This is a genomic window from Kordia sp. E (assembly GCF_056033805.1).
In genome coordinates, this window is the sequence record NZ_JBRASR010000006.1 from 222,967 (window position 1) to 246,568 (window position 23,602).

At 34.0% G+C, this 23,602-nt stretch carries 18 protein-coding genes; 11 read left to right on the plus strand and 7 right to left on the minus strand.

The annotated features are described in order from the left end of the window. The first annotated feature begins 69 nt into the window (after positions 1-69). From ACUUYC_RS22980 to ACUUYC_RS23005, 6 genes are all read left to right on the plus strand, one after another. Positions 70-2,115: a C1q-like domain-containing protein gene (locus ACUUYC_RS22980; RefSeq protein WP_474269760.1), complete on the plus strand. Its 2,046-nt coding sequence runs from the start codon at positions 70-72 to the stop codon at positions 2,113-2,115. A 4-nt stretch (positions 2,116-2,119) separates the two neighbouring features. Beyond that, entirely contained in the window at positions 2,120-4,936 is a 2,817-nt protein-coding gene (locus ACUUYC_RS22985) for a T9SS type A sorting domain-containing protein (protein WP_474269762.1), read from the plus strand. Positions 4,937-4,981: 45 nt separating this feature from the next. Further along, complete coding sequence (locus tag ACUUYC_RS22990) at positions 4,982-8,923, plus strand: WD40/YVTN/BNR-like repeat-containing protein (RefSeq protein ID WP_474269764.1); 3,942 nt, start codon at positions 4,982-4,984, stop codon at positions 8,921-8,923. A 133-nt stretch (positions 8,924-9,056) separates the two neighbouring features. Continuing rightward, complete coding sequence (locus ACUUYC_RS22995; RefSeq protein ID WP_474269765.1) at positions 9,057-12,383, plus strand: hypothetical protein; 3,327 nt, start codon at positions 9,057-9,059, stop codon at positions 12,381-12,383. A 58-nt stretch (positions 12,384-12,441) separates the two neighbouring features. Continuing rightward, positions 12,442-13,452, plus strand: a complete 1,011-nt coding sequence (locus tag ACUUYC_RS23000; RefSeq protein ID WP_474269767.1) for a hemagglutinin protein — start codon at positions 12,442-12,444, stop codon at positions 13,450-13,452. A 31-nt stretch (positions 13,453-13,483) separates the two neighbouring features. Next, positions 13,484-14,296, plus strand: a complete 813-nt coding sequence (locus ACUUYC_RS23005; protein ID WP_474269769.1) for a T9SS type A sorting domain-containing protein — start codon at positions 13,484-13,486, stop codon at positions 14,294-14,296. A 127-nt stretch (positions 14,297-14,423) separates the two neighbouring features. Here the strand turns inward: ACUUYC_RS23005 and ACUUYC_RS23010 are convergent, their stop codons facing one another. The 3 genes from ACUUYC_RS23010 to ACUUYC_RS23020 form a co-directional block, all read right to left on the minus strand. Further along, a complete protein-coding gene (locus ACUUYC_RS23010) occupies positions 14,424-14,879 on the minus strand; it encodes a pyridoxamine 5'-phosphate oxidase family protein (RefSeq protein WP_474269771.1) in 456 nt (151 codons plus the stop codon). 88 nt (positions 14,880-14,967) lie between these two features. After that, positions 14,968-16,935 (minus strand): heavy metal translocating P-type ATPase, encoded by a 1,968-nt coding sequence (locus ACUUYC_RS23015; protein ID WP_474269772.1) that lies wholly within the window; start codon positions 16,933-16,935, stop codon positions 14,968-14,970. An 11-nt stretch (positions 16,936-16,946) separates the two neighbouring features. Then, positions 16,947-17,357, minus strand: coding sequence for a hypothetical protein (locus ACUUYC_RS23020; protein WP_474269774.1), 411 nt, complete (start codon positions 17,355-17,357; stop codon positions 16,947-16,949). 268 nt (positions 17,358-17,625) lie between these two features. Here ACUUYC_RS23020 and ACUUYC_RS23025 point away from each other — a divergent pair, with 268 nt between their 5' ends. The 5 genes from ACUUYC_RS23025 to ACUUYC_RS23045 are packed head-to-tail and all read left to right on the plus strand — an operon-like array spanning position 17,626 to position 20,759. Then, the gene (locus ACUUYC_RS23025) at positions 17,626-18,453 is read left to right on the plus strand and encodes a universal stress protein (protein ID WP_474269776.1); all 828 of its coding nucleotides are present in this window, start codon (positions 17,626-17,628) and stop codon (positions 18,451-18,453) included. A gap of 55 nt (positions 18,454-18,508) precedes the next feature. Continuing rightward, a complete protein-coding gene (locus ACUUYC_RS23030) occupies positions 18,509-18,916 on the plus strand; it encodes a hypothetical protein (protein ID WP_474269778.1) in 408 nt (135 codons plus the stop codon). Between the two features lie 53 nt (positions 18,917-18,969). Next, entirely contained in the window at positions 18,970-19,422 is a 453-nt protein-coding gene (locus ACUUYC_RS23035) for a hypothetical protein (protein WP_474269779.1), read from the plus strand. Positions 19,423-19,435: 13 nt separating this feature from the next. Further along, positions 19,436-20,107: a hypothetical protein gene (locus ACUUYC_RS23040; RefSeq protein WP_474269781.1), complete on the plus strand. Its 672-nt coding sequence runs from the start codon at positions 19,436-19,438 to the stop codon at positions 20,105-20,107. 13 nt (positions 20,108-20,120) lie between these two features. Then, positions 20,121-20,759: a hypothetical protein gene (locus ACUUYC_RS23045; protein ID WP_474269783.1), complete on the plus strand. Its 639-nt coding sequence runs from the start codon at positions 20,121-20,123 to the stop codon at positions 20,757-20,759. A gap of 15 nt (positions 20,760-20,774) precedes the next feature. Here the strand turns inward: ACUUYC_RS23045 and ACUUYC_RS23050 are convergent, their stop codons facing one another. The 4 genes from ACUUYC_RS23050 to ACUUYC_RS23065 all read right to left on the minus strand — a co-directional run bounded on the left by ACUUYC_RS23050 (position 20,775) and on the right by ACUUYC_RS23065 (position 23,601). Then, a complete protein-coding gene (locus tag ACUUYC_RS23050; protein ID WP_474269785.1) occupies positions 20,775-22,016 on the minus strand; it encodes a cation:proton antiporter in 1,242 nt (413 codons plus the stop codon). 4 nt (positions 22,017-22,020) lie between these two features. Continuing rightward, on the minus strand, positions 22,021-22,659 hold the full coding sequence (locus ACUUYC_RS23055; protein WP_474269786.1) for an ion channel: 639 nt from the start codon (positions 22,657-22,659) through the stop codon (positions 22,021-22,023). A gap of 6 nt (positions 22,660-22,665) precedes the next feature. Continuing rightward, on the minus strand, positions 22,666-23,121 hold the full coding sequence (locus tag ACUUYC_RS23060) for an OsmC family protein (RefSeq protein ID WP_474269788.1): 456 nt from the start codon (positions 23,119-23,121) through the stop codon (positions 22,666-22,668). A 96-nt stretch (positions 23,122-23,217) separates the two neighbouring features. Next, positions 23,218-23,601, minus strand: a complete 384-nt coding sequence (locus tag ACUUYC_RS23065) for a YHS domain-containing (seleno)protein (RefSeq protein WP_474269790.1) — start codon at positions 23,599-23,601, stop codon at positions 23,218-23,220. Position 23,602: the final 1 nt, after the last annotated feature.

Genomic DNA, 23,602 nt, shown 5'->3' on the forward strand with positions numbered 1-23,602 from the left:
GCTGTTTCCTTTGCTAATGAATGCGCACTCATTTAGTTATCAAGAGAAAAGTAATAAACTATACAAAGAATGAAACAAATAATTACATTTTTAATAACTGTGGCTTTCGTAACAGTCGGTTATGCCCAATCGTTCAATTACCAGGCAGTCGTACGAAATAATGCAGGGAACATTGTTGCAAATCAAACTATAGGTGTGCAAATTAAAATTTTGCAAGGAAGTGCTTCTGGGACTACACTATATACAGAAACACACATAGTAACGTCCAATGCCAACGGAGTAATATCACTTGCAGTTGGTGCTGGAACAACAACGGATACGTTTAGTACTATTAATTGGAGTTCTCAAAATTACTGGCTAGAAATAGCTGCCGATATTACAGGCGGTACTACCTACTCAGTCATAGGAAGTTCGCAATTACTTAGTGTTCCGTATGCAAATTATGCTTCATCTAGCGGAGACAAGGTTTTTTCAACAACAGCCAATGTAACAAGCAATGCATCTGGTACAATTGCAACAGACGACTTTGTGTTTGGAAGTTCGCAATTAGATGATATTGGAGGGAATAATGATGATAATGTTAAAATGTATTTTGATAAAAGCAAAGGTGCTTTTAGAGCTGGTAGCACATTGGATGCTATGGGAGATGCTACTGGATGGAACGCCGTTAATACTGGAGATTATTCAGTCGCTATGGGACGTTATTCTTTTGCTAATGGAACAGCAGCGACAGCCTTTGGTACTGCTAACAGTGCTGGAGGAGAAAATGCCTTTACAGCTGGGTTTAACAATCTAGCTTCAAGACCATCTACTATTGCATTAGGAGCAGACAACAGTGTTTCTGGATTTTATGCAGTAGGTATAGGTAGAGGTTCACAAGCAACAAGTTACGGACAACATACCATAGGATTGTTTAGTGAAGGTTTTTTTAGTACAGATAATATTTATGTGGCTACAGATCCACTTTTTGTAGTAGGTAATGGAACTAGCGATGCAGCAAGAAGCAATGCTTTAGTAATGCGTAAAAACGGAAATACAACATTAAACGGACAATTAACGATTGATGGCGATAATACAGGTGCAGGAACTTCATATACACTACCTGCACAAGATGGAACAGCAAATCAAGTAATGAGTACAGATGGCTCAGGAGTATTAAGTTGGATTAACACACCTTCTGCAGCAGATAACTTAGGAAATCATCAAGCTACTCAAGATATCTTTTTACAGGATAACTATATTCGTTTACGTGGTGTTGGAGACACATTTCACGGAATGGGATGGTATGGCGCAACAAGTTTTGACGGAACAACAATTGACGGACCTATCGTTACTGGTTACTCTGGAGGAGGATTAGGTTCTTCTGATGAAACTAATAATCGATTGGCATTAAAATGGGATAATAATAGAAGTGTAACAATTAGTGAAGCCTATACCCTACCCAATACAGACGGAACTGCCAATCAAGTAATGCAAACAAACGGCTCAGGAGCAGTATCATGGGTAAATATACCAGCAGATGGAGATAGCGATGCAACCAATGAGATTGAATTACCTGTACAAGCTGGACAATCAGGAAAATTGTTAACAACAGACGGAACAACCCCTTCTTGGACTTCAAATGTAGCCGCAAGTAGTGTTACTACCGATGCGTTAACAGTAAACAACTTACCTGCCTTTTCAGCAGATCTTAACGGTTCGCAATCAATATCTGGAGCAGGTACATTTTTTGCTGTGGGCGATTGGAGAACTTCAACTCCAGGTTTACCAGCTCACTTATACGACAATGGTAATCATTTCAATGAAACCACAGGAGAATTCACGGCACCATATAATGGTTTCTATTATTTCACGGCACAAATTCGTTTCGATAACATTACTACAGGTTGGATGCGTTTACTCTTTGCTGTTAATGGATTAACAAGTTTAGATAGCGGTTTACATGCCTTAGCTGATGGAGAATCTGGAAATAGATTTCAAACCTTAAATATAGGTGGTGTTCTCAAATTGAACGCCAACGATAAAGTAACAGTCGTAGCGAATTCTGCAACAGATGACGCTTGGTCTATAGAAGGAGAAAGTGGTTTTAATGGATACTTAATCAGTAGATTTTAATATAATGAAAAAAAACTACCTACATAAATCACTACTATACTTACTGTTTGTTCTTGCCTTTGTTAATGTAGCGCAAGCGCAAATACCAGAAATGGTATATGATATCAATACAATAACTAAGAGTTTTTCCCCAAAAGAGTTTGTAGAATACAATGGTTCACTGTATTTCAATGCAGTAGATGGCATTCATGGACAAGAACTTTGGAAATACGACAGAGTTAACCCTCCAGAAATGGTTTTTGATATAAATAACGGGGTTTCAGGATCTAGTCCAAAAGAACTTATTGTCGTAAATGGAGTACTGTATTTTACGGCAGATAATGGCATAAATGGAATAGAATTATGGCAACACAGTGGATCTACTACTAGTATGGTTGCCGATTTGAGTACTCTTTCTAATCCACAGATTAATAATTTAATTGATCTAAATGGCGTGTTGTGCTTTACTGTAGATGATGGAGTACATGGAGAAGAAATTTGGACTTACGATGGTGTTAATCCTCCAGTACTACATGATTTTTATACAGGATCTTCTGCTACATTCCCTACAGACCTAACGGTATATAACAATGAGCTCTTTTTTAGAGGAACTCATCCTACTTTAGGAGGCGAACTCTTAAAATTTGATGGAACAACCATTACTATCGTAGAAGATATTAGGGTTGGAAGTAATGGTAGTTTCCCAACTGAATTAACAGTATTTCAAAATGAGCTCTTTTTTAGTGCTTATAACGATACTAATGGTGAAGAATTATGGAAATATGATGGTACTGCTGTATCATTAGTTCAAGATATATTTCCTGGGACTACAAGTTCAGGTCCAAATAAATTAATAGCGACAGCTACACATTTATATTTTAGTGCTAATGATGATGTTAATGGTGATGAAATACAAGTATATGATGGTACATCATTCTCAACAATAGATGTTCAGCCAGGTATAAGTGGTTCTTATGTAAATAATATAACTCCTGTAGGAACGAATCTATTTTTTGTTTGGCAAAGCGAATTATATATGTATGATGGAACTAGCATAACGCTTCAAGACATTAGACCAGATGCAAGCCCTGCCTATCCTTCAAATTTTTATACAAATGGTGGAGATTTATATTTTTCAGCAAATGATGGTATTCATAGAGAAGAACTTTGGGTACATAATGGAACAAGTTTTTCTATGGTAGCTGATATTAATACTGCTAATAATTCAAATCCTAGAAACTTTTACACATGGAATGGAGATTTATATTTTCAAGCAAATGATGGTCTTACTGGAGTAGAGTTATATGTATACGATGGAGTTTCAGTTTCTCAAATTGCCGACGCCAATACAAATACATCAAGTTCTTCTATAGAAAATTTAACATTATACAATGGAAGTCTACTTTTTACAGCAAGCGATGATATCCATGGAACAGAACTATGGACCTACGATGGAATAAATCCGCCAACCATGGTTCAAGATATTTTCTCAGGAAGTGACTCATCTTATCCAAAAAACTTTATAGAATTTAATGGTGAATTGTATTTTATTGCAAGTGATGGTATTACTTATGATGAATTATGGAAGTATGATGGAACAACTGCAACTTTTGTTCAAGAAATTAATCCAGGTTCATCAGGGGCAAGTCTTGAAGATGCTATTGTTTTTAATAACGAATTATTCTTTAGAATGTATCACAATACTTATGGTGTAGAACTATGGAAATATGATGGCACAAACGCTACATTAGTTCAAGATATCTATCCAGGCTCAAGTAGTGCTTACCCTTCTAATTTTACCATTTTGGGCTCAGAATTAGTTTTTACTGCAAATGATGGTGTAAACGGTACAGAGTTATGGAAATACGATGGTACCACTGTTAGCCAAATCATGGATATACAAACGGGTGCTAGTGGTTCAAATCCAAGAAATTTAAAAGTATTTAACGGAACTATATGCTTTCAAGCTAACGATGGAACAAATGGAACTGAGTTATGGCAATACAACGGAGCTACTGTAAGTATGATTTCTGATATTAATCCAGGAAGTAATTCATCTTGGCCCTCAAATTTAACTGAATTTAATGGTGCGCTGTATTTTAAAGCAGAAGAGACTACTTATGGTAGTGAATTATGGAGTTATGACGGTGTAAATCCACCAACAATAGTGTATGACATACGTTCTGGTGCTAGTGGATCGTTCCCAAATAGAATAACTGTTTTTGGAAACGAACTTATTTTTAGAGCAAAGGATGGAATACATGGCGATGAACCTTGGCGTTACGATGGCGTAAACCCACCAACTATGATTACAGATATTAGAGTTGGAGCTGATAACTCAGAATCTTCAGATTATACTGTGGTAGGAGCTAATTTATACATTAAGGCTACAGATTATACACATGGTGGGGAGTTGTGGCGTTACAATGGAACTAACTTTACGTTAGTCGATGATATTAAAACAGGTTTTAATCAATCCTCTAGCATACAAAATATGTTAGTATGGGACGATAACTTATTTTTTACTGCTGACGATAATATACATGATAAAGAACTGTGGAAAATAAATGATGCTACACTAAGTATAAATGAATTTTCCAATGTACTTCTAGATGATAAAAAAGTAATTGCATATCCAAACCCAGCTTCAAACACTTTCAAAATCAGCAGCATACAAAATGATGCAGACGTAAGCATTTTTGATCTCAATGGAAGAAAAGTATTATCAATCTCAAACTATCAAGGAAACGCTATTCATATTTCACATTTAAAATCTGGATTTTATTTAGTGAAAATACATAATGCCATAACGGAAGAAACACTAAAAATTTTAAAACACTAAAAATAAATCAATTTTTTCATCAACGAACCTCAAACCCAAATCCATATGAAAAAAATTACCTTGTTACTATGCATGTTGTCAAGTGTCTTTTTAATGGCACAATACAACTCTAATGCTCCTTGGATGAAGGAGTTAAACAATAAACAGAAACAAACTGGGCAAAAACCAACATTTCAAGAAGTGCAACAAGCCTTTAATCAATACTGGCTTATGCATGATAAAGACGAAAAAGGAAGCGGTTATAAACCCTTTAAACGTTGGGAACAACAATGGAAACGTCGTGTAAAAAAAGATGGTTCCTTACCAACAGCTAAAGAAATGTGGAATGCTTGGGAAGTAAAAAGACAATTTGATCAAACAGAAAATACTGGTGATTTAAGCAACTGGCAACCGTTAGGACCTTTCAATCACATTCAGGCAAATGCTCAACCTGCAGGGCAAGGACGATTAAACGCCATTACTGTAGATCCTAACAATGCAAGTATTTGGTATGTAGGATCACCAAACGGAGGATTATGGAAAACCTTGGATGCAGGTTCAAGCTGGACGCCAATGACAGACAATTTACCACGTTTAGGTGTTTCTGCCATAGCGGTAGATTATAACAATTCAAACATTATATACATTGCAACAGGAGATGATGACGCAGATCAAACACCAACTTTTGGAGTTTTAAAATCAATTGATGGAGGAATTACATGGAGCACAACTGGGTTAAATGTAAATACCATTGGAAATATGGAACGAATGAGCGAATTATTCATAGATCCTGCGAATTCTAACAAATTGGTTGCAGCTACAGATGACGGTGTACACATTTCTTCAGACGCAGGTGTAACATGGACACAAACTTTAGCAGGAGAAAACATTCGCGATTTACGCATAAAACCAGGAGATGCAAGTATTGTATACTGTGTAAATGCTTCAGAATTCTATCGTTCTACAGATGGAGGAGCAAGCTTTACACAAGTAACTAATGGAGTGCCAACAAATACCTTTAGAATGGTCATTGATGTGACGCCAGCAAATCCAGAATATGTATACATTTTTAGCTCAGATGGTAATGATCATCGTGAACACGGAATTTACAGATCAACTAATAGCGGACAAAGTTTTTCATTACGAAATCAAGATAGCTATACCTTAATTGGAAACGGTCAGGTTTGGTATAACTTCGCTATGGGAGTTTCGGACACCAATGCCAACGAATTATACATTGGAGTCATGGATGTGTGGAAATCTACCAATGGTGGACAAGCTTGGGACAAGCTCAATCGTTGGGATCAGTTAACGGAAGCATATACACATGCAGATATGCATAGTATTCGTGTTTCCGGAGGAAAAGTATTTGTAGCGTCAGATGGAGGAATATACAGTAGTGAAGATGGTGGAACTAATTTTACAGCACACTATCAAGATTTGCAAATTGGAGAATTTTTCAATGTATCAGTCGCACAAGGAAATGCCAACAACATTACTGGTGGATTGCAAGATAATGGAGGACATGGTTTAGATGTAAATGGCGATTGGCGTGCATACCATCCAGGAGATGGAATCAATGCATTAATCACGCCAACTGATGACGATACCTATTATGGATTGATTCAAGATGGAGGAATTTTATATGTATCTAATCGTGCTGATGGTTGGTTTACACGTGTATACAAACCGTCAAACTCAGGTACAGGTGTTTGGGTAACGCCTTTATCGGCAGATAGTAACGGAGATGTATATGCTGCTTGGAGTAACCTATTCAAGCTAAACAGAACAAGTTATGAGTGGGAATTGGTAGGTGATCTAGGAGGTTATACAGATATCATGGAAATTGCACCTTCCAATCCAAACATCATTGTATCATCGGGGCATCAAAACTTACGTGTGAGTTCTGATGGTGGACAAACCTTAGATTTTAATACCAATGTGGTTGGAAATGCTATTGCAGGAATCGCGATTCACAAAGACGATCCAACTAAAATGTGGATTACAACCGATGGAGATTACGAAAACAAAGGAATCTTCAAAACTACAGACGGCGGACTTACGTGGACAGACATTACTGGAAACTTTCCTGTAGCTACAGAATATCCGGAAGACATTGTTCATCAAGGAAATCACCCACTAAATCCTATTTATGTTTCTACAGATTTAGGTATCTATCGTTTAGATGACAGTAGTCCAGATTGGCAACCATTTATGCAAGCATTGCCAAATACAAAAATTGAAGATTTAGAAATTAATCTAGACGATCAATCAATTACTGCAGCAACTTATGGTCGTGGATTATGGCGTTCTTCTATTCCTGTGCAATTACTACAAAATGATGTAAGCTTACGTGCCATTACAAATCCTAACAATGCACAAACAAGTTGTGGAGACATTTCACCACAAATACAAGTACGAAGCAATGGAATCAATGACATTACTGAAATAACTATAACGTATGGAATAAACGGAGGAACAACCTACAACTATACGTGGAATGGAATGTTGCAATCAAACGAAGAAACGACTATTAGTTTACCAGCAATCACAGTAGCTTCTGGAGCATACACTCTTGATGTTAGTGCTACTATTGCTAATGATGGAAACACGGCAAATAATGTTCGTTCACAAAACTTTAGCGTCAATGCTACTGGAGGTTTTAATCTAACAAACTCTTTTGAAAATCCAGAAGACGAACTCATCATTGAAAATGGAGTTTGGCAACGAGGTGTTCCTAGCGGATCAGTCTTAAATAATGCTGCTACAGGTACACAAGTATATGCTACAAATTTATCAGGAAACTATCCTGAAGGAGTAGATGCTTATTTAGTTTCTAATTGTTATGACTTTACACAAATAATAGATCCCGTGTTAAAATTTCAAATGGCGTATATGCTTGAAACAGATTGGGATTGGTCAAATGTGCAATACTCTTTAAATGGAGGAAGTACTTGGGCAAACTTAGGAACTGTTAACAGTCAGCCAAATTGGTATAATAGTACTAATGATGGAAGTTCTGATTGTCCAGGCTGCCCTGGCGCACAATGGACAGGAACAAATACAACAATGACCGAATATGCATATGACTTTAAAATAAATGCAAATTCAGGAGAAACGGATTTAACAAATGAAGACAATATTGTATTTAGAATCAGTTTGCATTCAGATTCTGTAATTACAGAAGAAGGAATTGTGCTTGATGATTTTACAATCGAAGGAAAAGAACCAATTGAAGTAGTTGCTAAAGTCTTTTTGCAAGGAGCGGCACTCAATCCAAATACTGGAGAAGAAAACTTAATGCGCGATGATCTTCGTGAAGCAACTATAATCCCTGTACAAAGTCCGTTCGCTGATGGATTAACCTGTAAAGCTGAGGTTTTTGATACTACTGGAGCTGATGCAATTGTGGATTGGATTTGGGTAGAATTGCGCGATGCGACTACTAATACAACAATTCTAGGAAGTCAATCAGCATTGCTACAACGTGATGGAGATGTCGTAAACATAGATGGAGTTTCAACAATCAATTTTGTGGTTCCAGAAGGAAATTATCACATCGCCATCAAACACCGAAATCACTTAAGCATAATTACTAATACAAGTGTTAACTTTTTAGAAGGAACACCTACAATAGTAGATTTTACCAATCAAGCAAGTCAAAATGTATTTGGAAGCAATGCACAAACTGCGTTTGGAATGCAATCAGGAAAAGTAGCAATGTGGACAGGAAATGTAAATGGAGATACAACGGTACAATATTCTGGTACAACACCAGATGCGCCAAGTATCTTATCTATTGTATTGAATGATGCAGGGAACTTTTTAAACTTTCCAACCTATGTTGTCAACGGATATAATGTAAATGATTTGAATTTAGATGGAAAAACACAATACACAGGAACAACACCTGATGCGCCATTTATATTACAAAATGTACTAGCGCATCCGGGGAACTTCTTGAATTTTAGCACCTATCAAATACAAGAACAATTACCTGAAAATTAAAAATAGAATTAGTAAAAAAGTTAATTATAAAATTATGATTTTTTCTAAATAAAAATAGGGTAACTATTTAAAATGATGTCTTAACTATAAATGACAGTAACTAAATCATATTGATTTCAAACCACAATAACTCATGAAAAAAAACCTACTTATCTACCTTATTTTAGTATTAAATATACAAATAGGCTTAGCCCAATGCGGTCCTGGAGAAGATACCACAGCTCCAACAATTGGAAATGCTGGAGACGGAACCATGGCCAATCCTTTTAAAAATTTATTACAAGCTACTGTTGGAGGTGTTCCAAGCGGAACGTATTATTTTAACTTTAACGGAAGTACCTTTCAAGGAGTTTTAGATAATGACACTGATGGCGGTGGCTGGTTAATGGTATTGAATTATGTACACTTAGCAGGAGACAACTCTGCTCTCAACGTGCAAAACACAGATTTACCATTATTAACATCTTCAACTTTAGGAGACAATGAAGCAGGAACTGCCAATTGGGGACACATGGGGAATGCACTTGCTGCAGATATCGATTTTGAAGAGGTACGTTTCTATGGAGTAACCACAGGGCATAACCGTGTTATTGATTTTAAAACCTCTTACACGAGTGTTTTAAATTATCTTAAAACAGGATCAGGTAATTTTGCAGGAATTCAAACGTCTTTTAATCATACAACATTACCAGGACATAGTGCAAATATCCCTGCGCAAGGATTTAATTCCTTTTCTAATCAAGGCGATTTAGCGTTAACAGAATTTCCTTTTTGGCGTAGTGGTCAATTTCACTGGGGAATTCGAGGTTTAGGAAATCGCTGGGAAGTAGATGATGCAGCAGGCAATACACAAAGCACAATACATCGTGTATGGGTGAGAGGAGACCAATCACCATTAGGAACAAATACAACAACCGCTACATTAGATAACACAGGTAATATAACTGTGAATCCTACAGTTTTTGGGTTAGGAGTTACCGACAATTGTAGCAGTGAAGCTAATATAACATTAAGTTTAAGTCAAACAGATTTTACCTGTGCAAATTTAGGAGATAATACCATTCAATTAACTGCAACAGACGAGCAAAATAATAGCACTGTTATAGATGTGGTTGTAACTATTGTAGAATCACCTCCAGTAATTACCAGTCCTCCAGGTATAATAACTTTAGAATTAGATAGTAATGGAGTAGCGACGATAGATTTAGCTGCATTAAACATAACAGTTACAGACGACTGTGCTATTGACACCATAACGCTAAGTCAAACAGAGTTTACATGCAATGAGACTGGGTTTCGAAGTTTTGTAATATCTGCTGCAGATGTAAGTGGTAATACAACTAATAGAAGTATACTTACTAATGTAGTTGATAATATAGCTCCTGTAGTACAATGTGTTGCTTCTTTTTCAGCAGAGTTAGATGCAAATGGAACAGTTTCTATTGAAGCTTCAGATATAATAGAAAGTTTTTCAGATAATTGTAGTGCTGCAAGTACCTTTACTTTAGATAAAGCAGATTTTACCTGTGCAGATATAGGTGATAATACAGTAACACTAACTGTTAGAGATCCAAGCGGAAATGAAGTAACATGTTCCACTACGGTTACAATAACTATTCCTAGTTGTCCAGGGAATCAAACTTTAGAGTCAGATATAGCAAGTTGTGGTGTTGTATATAACTACCCATGTGCCAGTAATATTACAGCTGGACCGGCAAGTGGAACGCTTTTAGATGTAGGAACGACTACTACTTTTACATATGATACATTAGATAATATGGGAGCAACTGTTGCTTGTAGTTATGATGTAACAGTAACAGACACACAAGCACCACTATTTACAGTGCCAAACCAAACCTTTGAATTAAGTGAAGATGGAACACTAACGCTTACTGCAGATGATTTTTTAGGACCAGATCCTTTAGCAAGAGGTTATACAGTAGACCAGACGGGCACTCTAGATAGAGTAGATATATCAGCAGCAGGAACAGTAGTTACTTTAGAAGATGATGAAGTTTCTAGTGCTTTATCAATTGGTTTCGATTTTACTTTTTATGGTAATTTATATAGTTCCTTTTATATTTCATCTAATGGATTTATTACGTTCACAGCTGAAAGTGGAGATGGATGTTGTAACGGGCAATCACTTCCAGATCCAGATACAACAACTCCAAATAATTTAATTGCTTTCGATTGGAACGATATTAACCCTGAAGATGGCGGAACTATGCGTTACGAAACTATTGGAACAGCACCAAATCGAATTTTAATTATGGATTGGGATAGTGTTACTCATATTGACGATGTTAATGATATTACAACAACTCAGGTGAAGTTATTTGAAGGTTCAAATCGTATAGAAATACACACGACCAATATTCCATTAACTGCAGATGATAAAACACAAGGAATAGAGAATATAGATGGTACAGCAGCAACAGTAGTCCCTGGCCGCAATGCAGCACAATGGTCAGCAACTAACGATGTTGTTGCTTTTATACCAACAACTGGAATTATTGATGGTTGTGGTGTAGATACACTAGTGGCTACACAAACAGCATTTAATTGTGCAGATATTGGAGATATCATGGTAACAGTAACAGCAACAGATGTAAATAATAATGTGTCATCGCACACAGGAACAATAACTATAACAGATGTTAATGGTTACTGTAATGAACTGCCTCTAGCTGCAAAGGTGTTTTTACAAGGCGCAACGCTTAACCCAAATCTAGGAGAAGAACAGTTAATGAGAGATAATTTAAGAGTAGATGATTTACTACCATTAATAAGTCCTTTCGGAGATGGAATAACAATTAATAATACATTATTGAATGTAACAGGAAATGATGCCATAGTAGATTGGATTAGAGTTGAAATCAGAGAATCAACTAATTCAACAAACGTAATACAGGAAGTATCAGCACTATTACAGCGCGATGGTGATATTGTAAGTACTACAGACGGAATATCACCTGTTGTATTCAATAGATTGCCTAATGCTTACTTTGTAGCAATTAAGCATCGTAACCACTTAGGAATTATGACAAACACAAGTGTAAACTTGATGGTAGGAACAACAGCTACTATAGACTTTACAGATGCTACCTCCCCAATTACTTTTGGAACCAATGCGCAAACTTCTTTTGGAATGCCTTCTGATAAACTTGGTATGTGGACAGGAAATGTAAACAGTGATGCTATTGTGCAATATTCTGGAACAAGTCCTGATACTCCAGTTGTGCTATCTACGGTATTAAATGATGCTGGAAACTTTTTAAACTTTCCAACCTATGTTGTTAATGGATACAATGTAAATGATGTGAATTTGGATGGAAAAACGCAATATTCAGGAACAACTCCTGATACACCGTACATCTTACAAAATGTATTAGCACATCCTGGAAACTTCTTGAATTTTAGTACGTATCAAATTACAGAACAACTTCCTGAAAATTAATAAAAAATAAAATAGGGTAACCTATAAAATAACTGTCTTAAAACTAAAGGTCATAGAAATGAAAAAAACATACAAACTCATAGTTGCATTCATGCTGTGTACATTTTTTATAAATGCACAAAGTATCGAACGACAAGTAGTTGCTTCTGGAGGAAATACAATTTCGAATGGAACAACTACACTCGATTTCACCGTTGGAGAACTCGTAGTTACAACCATCACTGATGGTACTACTACCCTAACCCAAGGATTTCAACAAGCAACAATAACACTTGCAATTATAGTTGACCCAATAGTGTTTTTACAAGGAGCAGCATTAAACCCAAATACAGGAGAAGAAACATTAATGCGAGACGATTTACGAGGTGTAAGCATTCCTACACGTTCTCCATATCCTGATATGTTATCTTGTAATATCTCCGTATTTAATAATGGAGGAACTAGCGGAGCAGGAACTACAAACGATAATATTGTAGATTGGGTATATATCGAATTACGTAGTGCTACAGATAACACAGCTGTTTTAGACTCAAAATCAGCATTATTACAACGTGATGGAGATATCGTAGCCGAAGATGGAATTGCTAGCGTTGAATTTGATATGCCAGCAGGAAACTATTATGTGGCTGTACATCACAGAAATCACTTATCAATAATCACGGCTAATACCATAGCCTTATCTAGTACAGTGACTACAATCGATTTTACAAATGCAACAAGCCAAATTACATACGGAAGCAATGCACAAACTACGTTTGGAATGCAAACTGGAAAAACAGCAATGTGGTCAGGTAATGTAAATGACGATACCGTTGTACAATATTCAGGTACAACTCCTGATTCACCAAGTATACTGTCAGAAATATTAAACGACTCAGGAAACTTTCTAAACTTTCCAACATTCACTGTCGTAGGTTATAATATTCATGATGTAAACATGGATAATAACACTCAATACACAGGAACAACTCCTGACACACCTTTTATCTTACAAAATGTATTAGCACATCCGGGAAATTTCCTTAATTTTAGCACTTATCAAATACAAGAACAATTACCCGAAAATTAAATGAACAAACACTCTTAAAATTAACTTACCTATGAACAAAATTACTTTACCTACATTACTTATTTTAGTCCTATGTTTTTTCTCAGGACAATTAAAAGCGCAAGATGGCTATACCTATACATTTATAGAAAATGCATCATACAATTATTCCATTGCTGTAGTACCTAATAGTAGTACTTCAAATTTTGCAACTTCTGTACAGAGTTATGGATTTACTATTATTTTACCAGATGGAATTACCGCTACGGTTACTTCTTCGCTCGGAAGTGGTGCCAGTGCAACTTTTTTTAATGGAACTGATGTAGGGCAACCAAGCGTTGATGGATATTTAATAACAGAAACGTTAGGAAGTGTTGTTACGTTGCCTGCTCCTTCAGCAGCAACAACTACACCTGTAGTAACTATACAAGTAAATGGAACTCCAACATCAGGGTTTTTATATATCTTACCTAACAATTCGACTTTAGCTAATTCAATAACACCATTAAAATCTTTTCTGCAAGCAGATATGATTGATGATGGATCAACTGTTTTTACGAATGCTGTAGATCCTAATGCTTTGGGATTATCAGGAGATTCAGGTATTAATTTTGCGACCTTAAGTACACCTAGTGAGGAATTAATTGATGTAGCTGTGTATCCAAATCCTACAAAAGATTACATTAATATTCGTGGAATAAATACGATTAAAAGTGTAGAGATTTTAAACATGTATGGACAACAAGTTTTGAAATCAACAACTGATCTTGAAACGATAAATATGAGCAATTTGCAATCAGGAATGTACTTTGTAAAAGTTCAAACTGAAACCGCTCAAAAAACAATTAAAATACTTAAAGAATAGTATAAAATTTAGTTTAATGTTATAAAAACCATCTTGTCATCTGATACGATGGTTTTTTTTGTATAATCAATATTAAAATATAACAAATTATATCTCTTGTTTATAAATAGTTTGTGTGAATATAAAATTAAATTCTTCGCATTCTCCCTGTTATTTCTTCAATTTTGATTACAAAAACAATTGGTAAATCGTCTTTATATATTTTGCTAGAAAATTGATTGATAAAGTCTAACTTTCTATGCTCTTTTCGGATGATTAAATCTTTTACACCTAATGAGAAATCATGAAGATATGCCTTAGCTTCACTTCCTTGAAGTTCTTCATAGGTTCCATGAACTACAATAGAGTTCCAATCGTTTACCGAATTGATTTCTGATACTTCCAAAGCAACTTCACTTATAGTACGCATTGCAATGGTTTTATGACCTTCTGCTGAATATCCTACAATGTTATTTTGCTGTTTATCAAAGTAATATGTTATAGGCGCAATAAAAGGTCTTTTGCTATAAATATATGCCAAATGACCGATATAATTTGTCTCTAAAAGTTGATAACTTTCTGTTTCGCTAAGTATCTTAATCATAATTTTAATATTTACACTAAAACTATACATTGTAAAGCTACAAAACCATGATTTTCGTCATGTTAAAATAATTCAATTGAGGATACTTCTACTCCATTTCATAACGCAGTAATCGCAAAGCATTTAGAACCACAATTATTGTTGAACCTTCATGTAACAAAACAGCGACTCCAATATTTGTAAGTCCTAGAATTGTGATCGGCACTAAAAAGAAAACCATGCCTAGACTTATCCAAATATTTTGTTTTATGATCTGTTTTGATGCTTTACTGAGTCCTACCACAAAAGGAAAATTTTCAATTTTATCAGATAGCAAAGCTACATCTGCAACTTCTAATGCCACATCACTACTTGCTGCACCCATAGCAACACTAACTGTGCTTAACGCCATTGCAGGAGCATCATTAACGCCATCACCAATCATTGCAATTTTTTTATCTCGTTTTAATAATACTTTTATTGCGGCAACTTTATCTTGTGGTAATAAATTTCCTTTCACTTCCGTGATTCCTATCTGTTTAGCAATTGCATCTCCAACGTTTTGATGATCTCCAGTAAGCATAATCATGCGCTTCACTCCTATTTCTTTTAGTTTTTTCAATGTGCTTTTTACTGTTTTTCTGGGCACGTCCATAACACTTACATAGCCAATAATTTTGTTTGTGTATGCAACCAACATCACAGTATGTCCATTTTGCAACAAGCTTTCCATTTTTGAAGTTATAAACTCATCAACTTGAATTCCGTTATCAGTCATCAATTTTATATTACCAATAAAAACCTTCTCTTCATTATAGATTGCAGTAATTCCTTTTCCTTGAATTTCTTTTACATTTGAAGCCAAGTTTGAAACTTCAATTTCATATTGTTTTTTTATCTCTTTTGTAATAGCTTTTGCTAGTGGATGATTACTCAAATTTTCAACTTCGAGCACCAATTTTATAAATTCAGGCTCATTAAAATTATGCACAGGAATAATGTTTGTTAATGTTGGTTTTCCTTCTGTAAGCGTTCCTGTTTTATCAAAAGCTATTGTTGTAATTGATCCTAAATTTTCTAACGCTTTTCCTCCTTTAATCAATACACCTTTTTGGGCAGCTCTTGCAATTCCGCTTAATACTGCACTTGGTGTCGAAATTGCTAAAGCACAAGGACTCGCGGCTACTAATACTGTAATAGCTCTGTATAAACTTTCATTAAAAGTTTCTTCAATGACGACATAGGCAAAACATAATAAAAAGACACTTACTAACACGATAGGAACATACCATTTTTCAAACCTTTTAGTAAGCCTTTGTGTTGGAGATTTCTGAGTTTCTACTTCACTAACCATCTTTATTAATCTGGCAACTGTAGAATCTTTACTGAGTTTTAGCACCAAAATCTCTATGCTATTGTCACCATTTATTGTACCCGCAAATACAGTATATTTTGCCTCTATTTCATTAAAGTTGGATACATTATTCGTATTCGGAATACTTGTCTTATCCACAGGAATGCTTTCACCAGTTATTGGTGCTTGATTTATACTACTATTCCCTTTTATGATAACACCGTCGGCAGCTACTTTTGTATTAGGCTTTACTACAATAATATCATTAATTTGTAATTTTTCTATAGGAATTTCTTTGAGTTTCCCATTGTTTTTTACAAGTGCAGTTTTGGGTGATAATTTCCCTAATGCTTTTATTGATTTTTTTGCTTTATACATTGCATAATGTTCCAATGCATGCCCTAAACTAAATAAAAATAACAACAAAGCACCTTCTGCCCAACTGCCGATATATGCAGCTCCAATAGCAGCAGCGATCATTAAGAAATCTATATCAAAACCTCCTTTTTTAATTTTAACAAAAGCTTCAATTCCAACAAAATAACCTCCAAAAATATATGAAATAACATAACATGTATAAAAGATACCATCTAGACCATTTGTAAATTTTTCTAACAGGAAACCTATCAGTAAAAAGACTCCACATAATAGTGCGAAATACAATTCTGTTTTTTTACCAAAAATTAAATGATACCAATGTTTTTTTTCTGTATGATTTGACATAAATATTTTTATCAGTTTGTCTTTTTGAATTCAATACTCAATTTTGCAATCATCATAAGTTCTGACTTATTTACATTAGAAAAACTAGTTGCAATTTTACTCGCTATTTCTACTATTATTTTTTTTAATGATTCCGTAAATAAAGATTCGTGAGCTTTTTTAAATTTTATAAAGTCTTTGTAACAAGCTTGTGCTTCTATATTTTTAAAATAAAGCATATCAAACGTTGCTATTATGCAATGTTCAATATCAATTTTTGTGTTTGATATCATAAGATGTTTATTCTTACTCAATAAAGAGACCTCTTTTTTCATTACTTCAAACTCTTCTTCTTTCATCTTTTTATCCGCCAAAGCGATTGCATAAAACAGCTTGCCAAGATGTTGATAAAATGAAATAGCTATATGTTTTTTAGTGTTCATAATTAGTTGTATTCCTAACAAAATTAGCATGTTTATTGTTTTACTCCTATGATATAAATCAGTAATAAAATATACTATTCTCTTCATACCATACACACTATATCTAACTCATTAACTGACATTTATCATAGTTTATTTTCAACGTTACATATACCTTTAACTCATAACTTAAATACTATAGTAATAAGAAAAAATATTGATTTCAATTGATTTTTTGGCGCTTCAAAATGTACAACGAGATTAATTCTCTAATCTAAAATTATCAACTATGACAAAAATACTTTTACCAACCGATTTTTCAGACAATGCCAAGAGCGCAATTGTATATGCATTAAACTTATATGCTAATGAACAGTGTACTTTTTATCTATTAAATGCTACAAAAGTAACATCTTCAAGAATGTCCAGTTTATCGAATAAATTATTAACCACAATGACTGAAAATGCAAAGAAAGATTTATTGGAATTGAAGACTACATTAGAAGATACGAACGCAAATGAAAATCATGAATTCAAAGTAATTTTTAACATCGGAAATTTAGACGGTGTTGTAGAAACTGCCATAGAAAAATATGCTATTGATCTTATTGTTATGGGAACAAAAGGTGCGACTGGAGCTAAAGAGATTTTCTTTGGAAGTAATGCTACTAACATCATTAAAAAAGTGAAAAATTGCCCTGTTTTGATGGTGCCCGATAACTATGAATATAAAGCTCCTAAACAAATTGCTTTTCCAACTGATTTCAACAGAAATTGTGATGCCAAAGAATTACACTATTTAAAAAATTTAGCTGATTTATACGATTCAACAATTAGAATTATGCATATCAATGAAGAAAAGAAATTATCCGAAATACAAGAGAATAATTTTACAATGATGAAGCAGTATTTAAAAAATTATATACACAGCTATCATTGGATTCCAGAGTATGCAAGCAAAGCAACTGAAATTAATGATTTTATAAAAGAGTTGGAAATAGACATCTTAGCTATGGTTCATTATTCACATAGTTTTATGGAACGAATTACACGAGAACCCGTAATCAAAAAAATAGGATTTCAACCAATAGTTCCTTTTCTGGTAATTCCTGAATAAACAGCTAGCTTCAGGAAGTATATGTTATACGATTTAATATCTAAAAATAAACCCAATGAAAAAAACAGGAATTTGGCTAGACAAGCATAAAGCGCTAATTGTAACACTACAAAACGAGCAAGAGACACTAAATACGATCACTTCCAATATAGAGTATTTTCGTCCACATGGAGGTTCCGGAACACGCATAAAAGGCGGTCCACAAGATGTTATACAGGATAGTAAATACTTAGAACGTGAAAAGCATCAAATGAAAGCATATTTCAAAGAAATAGTTTTTGAAATAAAAGATACTGACGCTTTAGTCATTTTTGGACCAGCTGGTACCAACGAAAAGTTGAGTAAGGAATTACAGGAGCATCACAATGATATAAGTACAAAAATAAAAGGCATCCGAAAAACTGATAGCATGACTGAGAACCAAGTAAAAGCTTGGGTAAGAGATTTTTTTGAGTCAAACTAAATTATACACAAGAATTTTTGTAGAACACCATAAACTTATAAAATAATAGCTTCATGAAAACTACACAAACACATACAAATTATATCAAATGGCTTAGTGCTGAAGAAATGCACAAAGACTCTTTAGGCTGGCTTTCTGAATTGAATTTTAGCAAAGATGAACATCTTTTTTTTAAACACCTTATTAAAACATTTACACTGCAATTACTGGAATTAAATGATTTTTCTAGTGATAAAGAAATTGTAGATGCAATCAATAGATCGGAACGGCGAAATGAATCTCTTATCGCTTCTGTAATAAAGCATGAAAAGGAACTTAAGATACTCGTTGATGGAATTAATCAACCTGAAGATGAAGCTACTTATAGAAAAATACACCAGAAATTAATTGAAGAAGTTCATCAATATAAAACAAACTATCAACTACTTAAAATACAGCTAATTGATATTATTAAAGGAATCAAAAAAGAAGAAAAACAACGATACTTGTTCAACAAGAATCATTAAAAAATAACTTATTATGAAACGTTTACTTTTTACAATATTGACAGTTATTTTCACAGTAACAGCTTGTACAACAACACAACTTATAGACTATTGGAAGAATCCAGATATAGATATATATGAACCTGGAAAAGTATTAATTGTAGGTTTGACATCAAACTTGGAAGCACGACAAAAGTATGAGAAACAACTTAAAACCGAACTAGAATTACGTGGTGCTGAAGCCATTACAAGTTTAACTTTATTTGATCCTTCTTTTAGAACAGAAAAAATGACGGAAGAAGAATTGAAAGCACTTGAAAATAAACTAATTGAAGATGGTTTTGACACTATTCTGTTTACTAAAATCATTGGTGTAGAAGACAAAATAACATACAAGGATACATATCATAGCTATGATGAAACGTATCGAAAGTTTACAGACGATTATTTAATGTATCAAGATATATACTACAATCCTGAATATTATAATGAATACAAAATATATCATTCAGAAACTGCCATGTATTGCATTTGTCCAACAAAAGATAGAGAACTACTCTGGAAAGGGTACATTGACATTGTAGATCCTACGTCTGTTGACGAATCTGTAGATGATTATGTAAAGTTGACAATCGCTGTTTTGGAAGCACAACAACTTATCAATCCGCCTACTATTATTGAACTGAAGAAAGATGTAATTGATTAATAATTATACACAAATGAGAATATTTAAAATTATACTATTGTCCATTATTATGGTTGGATGTTCTTCTGTAAACCTGAACAAAAGCTGGGTACATCCTGAACATTCAAATTTTAATCCTACAAACATTTTAGTTATTAGTGTTTCTCCTGATTTTGAAACTCGAAGTAATTCTGAATTTAAATTTGTCACCGAGTTACATAAACGAAATATCAAAGCCATACAAAGTGCCGTGGTTTTTGAAAAATTATTTCAAGATACAGAACAAACTGAAGCCGAAATTGAAACTCAAATAGACAAACTATTAACTGTCGGATATGATACTGTATTAATCTCTGAAGTTAAAAGTGTTCAAGAAAATGAATCGCGTACTGGTGCATCACCAAAGTTTGATTATAAATTGCGAAAATTTCTTGGTGGTTACTTAACTTCTCAAGACACGTATTTTGAACAAGATTATTATAAAAAATATAACGTTTTATATGTTGAAACTTCCATGTATAGCTTGCAAAAAGATGCTAAGAAATCATTAATTTGGACTGGAACATATACGGTAATTGATCCTACAGATATTTCAAAATCTATTAATGAATATGTAAAAGTTGTAATGAAATCTTTAGAGAAAGAAGATATCATTTCTAAAAAGAAATCGTAACGTCAATTTAAAACGCTATTTATATAGTCTTCTCACAACTTTACCAATACTTAATCCTTGAACAATAATTGAAAATAACACAATAACATACGTTATATGAAGTATTAGATCTCCAGATAGTTCCTGACTTAAGCTTAATGCCAACGCGATAGAGATTCCTCCACGCAATCCGCCCCAAGTTAAAATTGCAATTGTTTTTATTGGTTTTTCTTCTTCATGTTTTAATAAAGCATATGGTAAAAGTACAGAGATAAATCGTGCGAAAAGTACAATTACTATTGCCAGAATACCCAATATAATATAGCCTGTGGTAAACTCTAGTAAGTGAATCGCTAATCCAATAAGAACAAATAAAATTCCATTAAATACATCATCTAATATTTCCCAAAAGGAATTGAAGGCTTTTTGCACAGGGTTTTTATTATCATTTATGTGTATTTTATGTCCAATTAATAATCCTGCTATTACCATTGCCAATGGCGCTGAGACATGTAACATAAATGCTCCTGAAGTTCCGCCCATTACAACAGCAAGGCTTATCATTACGGCTAACTGCGGGTTTTCTTCTAATGATTGAATACATTTTAGTCCTAGAAAACCAATTAGCAATCCATAAACCAATCCGCCTATAGCTTCTTCTAAAAATAATGTTCCGATTTCTGCTCCAATTTCTGCCGTACTGTGTTCTCCTGTAGCAGTTGCAAGTAATAAAATTCCAGAAAAAACAACAACACCAATTCCATCATTAAACAACGATTCTCCTTCTATTTTTATGCCTAAACTTTCAGAAATATTAGCTTTCTTTAAAATTGCCATTACTGCTATTGGATCGGTTGGAGAAATTAATGCTCCAAATAAAAGCGCATGTATAAAAGGTAATTCTAATCCAACTAATTGTGCTCCTACAAACACCAATCCGCCAACTAAAAATGTTGATATTAGTACACTTAACGTCGCGAATAATAAAATTGATTTTTTTTCTTTGGCAAGTGCAGCAAGATTCACATGTAATGCTCCTGCGAAAAGCATAAAACTTAATATCCCATCAAGTAAAAGTGTTTTAAAGTCAGCATTCACAATAATATCGCAAAAGAATCTATAAAACGTTGGAAACAGTGTTTTACTAAACGTAATTGGAATAATTAAAAGTAAACTTAAAATCATTAAACCTATAGTCGTTGGCAGTTTTAACCATTTATAATTGATATAGTTAAACAACGCGGCAATCGTAAATATAATACTAAAAGATTCGAACATAGTTTTATGATTTTGAATTAATATATTTCCCCACAAAAACACCAATAACAATTGCTAAATAAAATTGACCTATTATATTTAAAACCATTGTTACGGCTTGCGCGGAATGCGTTAATGGTGTTACATCTCCGTAACCTACTGTTGTAATACTTATAAAACTAAAGTAGTAGAAAATGTATCCTGAAGTGTTTTCAGGCAACTGAAATGAATTTATATCTAAAAGATGGATCATTTCAAATAGAATTCCACCTAAGATTCCTAAGTATAAAAAGCCCAATAATGGTCCTAATATAAAACGGAGGTTCACCATTTTGATTTTCACTAATTGTCTTACGAGTAAAACACAGAAATTAAAAAACAATAAAAGAGAACTTACTAAGCGAATCCACTCTAGCATTCTGTTTTTGAACATTGAATATTCAAGCCATATACAAATAAGAACTAGTATTCCTAAAATATACGTTATCACACGAGCTCTAATTGTTTCAGCAATTAATGAACTCGCAAGTATAACAAGTGTATAATTTACAACAACTATATGTGCAGTATTTATATCAATAAGCGCTACATGTATAGGTGTCAATAGAAAGTTAAAAACACTTAATAAAGCAATCAGATATTTATGTTTTTCTAAATATTTCAAACTAGTTTATTTTTTACTCCAAGTACTTTCAATGTTACAACCACCAGTGCGTAACAAACCTAAAATAGGACAACGATCATCTACTTTTTGACCCAAATTTTTAACTTGTTCAGCTGTTGCATCTCCAGATACGGAAGCTTCTAATCGTACATTTTTATAACTTCCGTTTGAGTTATCTGATTCTCCCATAAAACCTGCAAGATCAAGATCAATTTCTACTTGTATATCAATCTGTGCAATACTCAAAGAAAGTTCATCTGCAACAACTTGCGCTTGTTCATTTTGACAACCCGCTAAAGATGCAATAAAAAGTTGCATAGGATTCGGTCCACTATTCGATCCGCCATCTTCAACAGGTTCATCTGTTTGCAACGTCCATTCTGTATCTGTTATAGCTACAGTAGTTGGCCATCCTTTTCCTTGTGCTACTGCTTTAAAAGTTTCTAAATGTGAGTTTTCCATTTTAATAATTTTGTGTTGGTTACGCCTACTCTAGATGAGTTTTGGGCTTATTCTGTATTTTAATTCTTGTTACTTTTAAGTATGTAAGTTAACACGTTATGCGTTCATTTTAATCCAAGCAGTATCTGCCAAACTTCTTAACTCTTCTGGTTTTTTAACCCATTGACGTTTTGCATCAATAATTCCAAATAACATTCGTGTAAAGAAATAGAGTTTATTATCTCTTACTTCCCAACTTTTAGGGTTTGGATTTGCTGCTGCTCCTTCAGACATTGCAATAGCGCAATAACCTCCATATTGTGGTATAAATGCTGCTGGAGAAGCTTCAAATTTATTGCTATTTTCTTTTGAAGAAAACAAATATTTTCCTCCATCATAATTAGCACTAAAATTTTGATTTCCTTTCTTTGGGCTACCATTAAAGAATGATACTACATCAAATCCTTGAGCAGCGATTCCGTTTTTTAAATTTTGTTTCATT

What these genes read in the sequence shown, in the direction of transcription:
- ACUUYC_RS22980 (WP_474269760.1), top strand. Translation starts at nt 70, where the DNA reads ATGAAACAAATAATTACATTTTTAATAACTGTGGCTTTCGTAACAGTC.
- ACUUYC_RS22985 (WP_474269762.1), top strand. Translation starts at nt 2,120, where the DNA reads ATGAAAAAAAACTACCTACATAAATCACTACTATACTTACTGTTTGTT.
- ACUUYC_RS22990 (WP_474269764.1), top strand. Translation starts at nt 4,982, where the DNA reads ATGAAAAAAATTACCTTGTTACTATGCATGTTGTCAAGTGTCTTTTTA.
- ACUUYC_RS22995 (WP_474269765.1), top strand. Translation starts at nt 9,057, where the DNA reads ATGAAAAAAAACCTACTTATCTACCTTATTTTAGTATTAAATATACAA.
- ACUUYC_RS23000 (WP_474269767.1), top strand. Translation starts at nt 12,442, where the DNA reads ATGAAAAAAACATACAAACTCATAGTTGCATTCATGCTGTGTACATTT.
- ACUUYC_RS23005 (WP_474269769.1), top strand. Translation starts at nt 13,484, where the DNA reads ATGAACAAAATTACTTTACCTACATTACTTATTTTAGTCCTATGTTTT.
- ACUUYC_RS23010 (WP_474269771.1), bottom strand. Translation starts at nt 14,879, where the DNA reads ATGATTAAGATACTTAGCGAAACAGAAAGTTATCAACTTTTAGAGACA.
- ACUUYC_RS23015 (WP_474269772.1), bottom strand. Translation starts at nt 16,935, where the DNA reads ATGTCAAATCATACAGAAAAAAAACATTGGTATCATTTAATTTTTGGT.
- ACUUYC_RS23020 (WP_474269774.1), bottom strand. Translation starts at nt 17,357, where the DNA reads ATGAACACTAAAAAACATATAGCTATTTCATTTTATCAACATCTTGGC.
- ACUUYC_RS23025 (WP_474269776.1), top strand. Translation starts at nt 17,626, where the DNA reads ATGACAAAAATACTTTTACCAACCGATTTTTCAGACAATGCCAAGAGC.
- ACUUYC_RS23030 (WP_474269778.1), top strand. Translation starts at nt 18,509, where the DNA reads ATGAAAAAAACAGGAATTTGGCTAGACAAGCATAAAGCGCTAATTGTA.
- ACUUYC_RS23035 (WP_474269779.1), top strand. Translation starts at nt 18,970, where the DNA reads ATGAAAACTACACAAACACATACAAATTATATCAAATGGCTTAGTGCT.
- ACUUYC_RS23040 (WP_474269781.1), top strand. Translation starts at nt 19,436, where the DNA reads ATGAAACGTTTACTTTTTACAATATTGACAGTTATTTTCACAGTAACA.
- ACUUYC_RS23045 (WP_474269783.1), top strand. Translation starts at nt 20,121, where the DNA reads ATGAGAATATTTAAAATTATACTATTGTCCATTATTATGGTTGGATGT.
- ACUUYC_RS23050 (WP_474269785.1), bottom strand. Translation starts at nt 22,016, where the DNA reads ATGTTCGAATCTTTTAGTATTATATTTACGATTGCCGCGTTGTTTAAC.
- ACUUYC_RS23060 (WP_474269788.1), bottom strand. Translation starts at nt 23,121, where the DNA reads ATGGAAAACTCACATTTAGAAACTTTTAAAGCAGTAGCACAAGGAAAA.
- ACUUYC_RS23065 (WP_474269790.1), bottom strand. Translation starts at nt 23,601, where the DNA reads ATGAAACAAAATTTAAAAAACGGAATCGCTGCTCAAGGATTTGATGTA.